Origin of the sequence: Devosia sp., from assembly GCF_017307565.1 — a bacterium.
Lineage (GTDB): Bacteria > Pseudomonadota > Alphaproteobacteria > Rhizobiales > Devosiaceae > Devosia.
The window spans coordinates 1-3,865 of record NZ_JAFKHD010000100.1; the positions used below are offsets into that span (position 1 = coordinate 1).

Consider the following 3,865-nt stretch of genomic DNA (forward strand, 5'->3'; position numbering starts at 1 on the left):
CCTAGCAAGGCGGCCTCGAAAATCGTTTCCGGCGGCAGACTGCCGTCTGCTACGCCGCCAAGGCCCGCCGATACGGCGGCCTGCGGTTCGGTCTCGTTCTGCTGGCTCTTGTCCGAGCCATTCTGGTTCTTGCGCCGCTCTTGGCGGGTAAACCTGGGGAGGTGCGGCGAGAAGGCGACACCAATAGTGTCGACCCTCGGCGCGATTCTGGCGCTCATTGTCCTGTCCTGGAGCCACAATTGGCCGAGACCAGGCTATGAACCCTTTCCTATGTCTCCGTTTTTCCAAACGGCGCGATTTTAAGACAGCCTTCATGATCGTGGAGGCTTTTGGTAACCATGGCGTTGCCCAAATGAAAAAAAAGGCCTCCGCTTCTGCGGAGACCTTTGGCCGGTAGCGATGCTGGCGCCCCTTCTGGAGAGCTCGCCCTACTTTGGATCGGGCGGAGCGCAGCGGCTGTTCCGGCGCCTTAAAGGGCGCGGTTGAGCGTGATGCCGCGAGCCGAAGCGGTGCGGGGCATTTTCACTTCGCCGGTGCGATCATAGGTGCGGGTGCGATCCTTCTGTCCGACGGTATCGGCAACATCGACGATCAGATCTTCGGCCAGTGTCTTGGCCGTCGCGATGACACGCAGGTTTTCAGCCATCTGGGTGGCGAGGCTGTCATGGTTCTTGTGCAGGCGGTCGAGCGAGGTCGGCGCTTCGGTGGAAAGGCGTTCGGTCTGACGCTGCACTGAACGGGCGAACACGACATAGTCCTGCGCGAGCTGGGTCTTCTGGGCGGTCAGCCCCCCGGCATCACGAAAACGACCGGCGCGGAGCAGGGTGGTCTCTTCGTTCATGATGGTCACCAGCGCCTGCAGCGCGGTTTCCGCCTGGATGCAAAGCTCTTCGGCCGGCAGGTTGTCGAGGGACGCAATACGATCGGCTGCTGCAGACATTAACGGTACACTCCTGATGAACGCATAGTGGTGCTTTGATTGGCTTCTTGCAGGGCAATCATGTCGCCCAAAATCTGATCGGCGATGCCGAGGCCGCCATTCTGCGCCATGGTGTTGGCGAGCTGTTCGGCCTGCATTGAGCGCCAGGTGTCTTCACCAAAGCCGCCGCCAAAACCGTTCTCGGACTTGGCCGTGGCGAACATTTCCTTGGTGAGGAGGTTGAGGAACACACCCTCCAGGTCCTGCGCCTGGGCGCGAAGCTTTTGGACCTGGTGGTTGTTGAGGCTGGTCTTGATGCCGTTGACGACGTTGGTTTCCATCACAGCACCTCGATTTCGGCTTGCAGGGCGCCAGTCGCCTTGATGGCCTGGAGGATGGCGATAAGGTCGCGGGGCGAGAGGCCCAGGGCGTTGAGGCCGTCGACCAGTTCCTGAAGCGTTACCGATTCATTGATCACCTGCAGTGCGGTGTCGGTCTGGGTGACGTTGAGGTTGGTATTGGGCTCGACCGCGGTCTGGCCCTGGCTGAACGGGGCCGGCTGCACGACGGTCGGGTTTTCGGCAATGCTCACGGTGAGGTTGGACTGCGCCACCGCCACGCTCGACACACGCACATCCTTGCCCATGACGATGATGCCGCTGTTTTCGTCGATGACGATTTTTGCCGACTGATCGGTCTGGATGATGAGCTGCTCGATATCGGTCAGCAGGTCGACGATATTGCCGTTGAAATTCGGGGGCAGGGTCAGGCGGATGGTTGCCGGATCTTCCGGAACGGCGGTCGGGGCGCCGATGAAGTCGTTGACGGCCATGGCGATGCGGCGAGCGGTCGTCAGGTCGGCATTGCGCAGAGTCAGCCGCAGGGAGTGCTGCGAACCGAGCTCGAAGCCGATTTCGCGCTCGATCAGGGCGCCCGAGGAAATGCGGCCGGTGGTTGGCACGCCGGAAACGATGCTGGCTGCGTCGCCCTGGGCCTTGAAGCCGTTGATGGCGACCGGGCCCTGGGCGATGGCATAGACTTCACCATCGGCGCCGAGCAGCGGGGTTACCAGCAGGGTGCCGCCCTGAAGGCTCTTGGCATTGCCGAGCGAGGCAACGGAAACGTCCATGCGCGAGCCCTGCGTGGCGAAAGCCGGCAGGCTTGCGGTCACCATCACGGCGGCAACATTTGCCGTGCGGACGTTTTCGCCCTGCGTATTGACGCCAAGCCGTTCGAGCATGGATTGCAGCGACTGCTTGGTAAAAGGCGAATTGTTGAGGCTGTCGCCCGTGCCGTCGAGGCCGACAACGAGGCCATAGCCCACGAGCTGATTCTGGCGGACGCCTTCGACATCGACGATGTCCTTGATGCGGGCGGGAGCGGCGGTTGCCTGCGCCACAGGCGCAAGGACAAGCGCGGCGCTGAGCGCTGCGGCAAGGCCAATGCGGAGGAATTTGTTTGGCATGTCTATCCCCGGTACGTAGCTGCACCATCCCCATGGCGCCGCGGTCGCTACCGGTAATGCGAGAAGCGTGCCAAATCGCAAAAATCAGTCTAAATCGTTGTAAATAAAGGGAAATGTAAGCGACGGGTCTTGGGTGGGGCTGGGGATTTGACGCTGGTGTGCAAATCTTGCCGGGGTCATTAAGTCGGCATTAACCATGTAGGGCAGATTTTGCCTGTGACAGGAATCTCGGGGGTGAGTCAGTCCGTGCGTATCGAATCCGCCAATCGGATGAGCAGTGTAACGTCGCGTGGGTCCGTAGGGAAATATGCGCCAGGTCAGGCCTTTACCATGGCCGACGTTTCCGCCCCCGCGCGCGTGGCGCGGGCCGCTCCTGTTGCTCAGGTGGCGGCGCTCGATGCAATCCTGGCAATCCAGTCGGTTGGCGACGCCATGGGGGGCAAGCGCAAGGCAGTGAAACGTGGCACGAACCTGCTCGACATCCTCGACGGCATCAAGGCCGACCTGCTTGTCGGGATCATTACGGCAGAGCGTCTTGATGCGCTCGTACAAGAACTTAGCGTCTATCGCGACCGGACCGAGCCAGGGCTCGACGCAGTGCTCGATGACATCGAATTGCGCGTCCGCGTGGAGCTAGCCAAGCAGGGCCTCTACCCCGATTTCTGATCCAATTGTGGACTGAACGGGGCCCAACCTTCATCGAAATGTTGCCGATTCTGGCCTATGCACCTGATGCAACGAGGCTTTTCATAGTTAAGCTCTTTTAAGAAGTTTGCTTGATTGGGCTTGACCTGCGGCCTATATAGGCCGCCCAGGGGCGCATTGGAGTTGAGTCTGCTAATGTCTTCGGTTGATCTTATGGAATACCGGCCGAGTGAAGACGAGCCGTTCATGAACCCGCGGCAGCGGGAATATTTCCGAAACAAGCTGCTGTCCTGGAAGGACGACATCCTTCGAGAGAGCCGGGGCACGCTCGAAAACCTTCAGGAAGAAAGCCAGAACCACCCTGATATGGCCGACCGGGCGAGCTCGGAAAGCGACAGGGCACTGGAACTGAGAACGCGTGATCGCCAGCGCAAGTTGATCGGCAAGATCGACGCGGCGCTGAAGCGCATCGACGATGGCACCTACGGATATTGCGAAGAAACCGGCGATCCCATTGGTGTCGCCCGGCTCGATGCCCGCCCGACCGCCACGCTCAGCCTCGAAGCCCAGGAGCTGCACGAGCGCCGCGAAAAGGTCTACCGCGACGAATGATTTCAAGCCCGCTGCAAAGCGGGCTTTTTTGTTCGCGGCTACGGCTGAGGTTTTTGCCCTGGGGGCACAGGCGCTGCTGGGTCGGGCTTGGCTGGTTTTAGCTCTGCCATTTATTGGTGCTCGTCACCACCGGGCTTGTCCCGGTGGTCCATGCTGTCCCCAGCGACCGGCCTCGAGATGGATTGCCGGGACAAGCCCGGCAATGACGACAGAGACTGCGGCGG

6 protein-coding genes are annotated in these 3,865 nt (G+C 60.8%); 2 read left to right on the forward strand and 4 right to left on the reverse strand.

All coding sequences use genetic code 11. The features are described from left to right. From J0I64_RS03060 to J0I64_RS03075, 4 genes are all read right to left on the reverse strand, one after another. A partial coding sequence (locus J0I64_RS03060) for a hypothetical protein (protein WP_291406152.1) occupies positions 1-218 on the reverse strand: 218 nt, incomplete at its 3' end. Between the two features lie 251 nt (positions 219-469). Beyond that, complete coding sequence (locus J0I64_RS03065; RefSeq protein ID WP_291406153.1) at positions 470-940, reverse strand: hypothetical protein; 471 nt, start codon at positions 938-940, stop codon at positions 470-472. After that, positions 940-1,260: a rod-binding protein gene (locus J0I64_RS03070; RefSeq protein WP_291406154.1), complete on the reverse strand. Its 321-nt coding sequence runs from the start codon at positions 1,258-1,260 to the stop codon at positions 940-942. Before J0I64_RS03070 ends, J0I64_RS03065 begins: the two co-directional genes overlap by 1 nt. Then, entirely contained in the window at positions 1,260-2,384 is a 1,125-nt protein-coding gene (locus J0I64_RS03075) for a flagellar basal body P-ring protein FlgI (RefSeq protein WP_291406155.1), read from the reverse strand. The genes J0I64_RS03070 and J0I64_RS03075 overlap by 1 nt, the downstream gene beginning before the upstream one ends. Positions 2,385-2,630: 246 nt before the next feature. On the opposite strand from J0I64_RS03075, the gene J0I64_RS03080 reads away from it, so the two are divergent. Further along, the gene (locus J0I64_RS03080; protein ID WP_291406156.1) at positions 2,631-3,050 is read left to right on the forward strand and encodes a flagellar assembly protein FliX; all 420 of its coding nucleotides are present in this window, start codon (positions 2,631-2,633) and stop codon (positions 3,048-3,050) included. Between the two features lie 174 nt (positions 3,051-3,224). Further along, entirely contained in the window at positions 3,225-3,641 is a 417-nt protein-coding gene (gene dksA / locus J0I64_RS03085; protein WP_291406157.1) for an RNA polymerase-binding protein DksA, read from the forward strand. Positions 3,642-3,865: the final 224 nt, after the last annotated feature.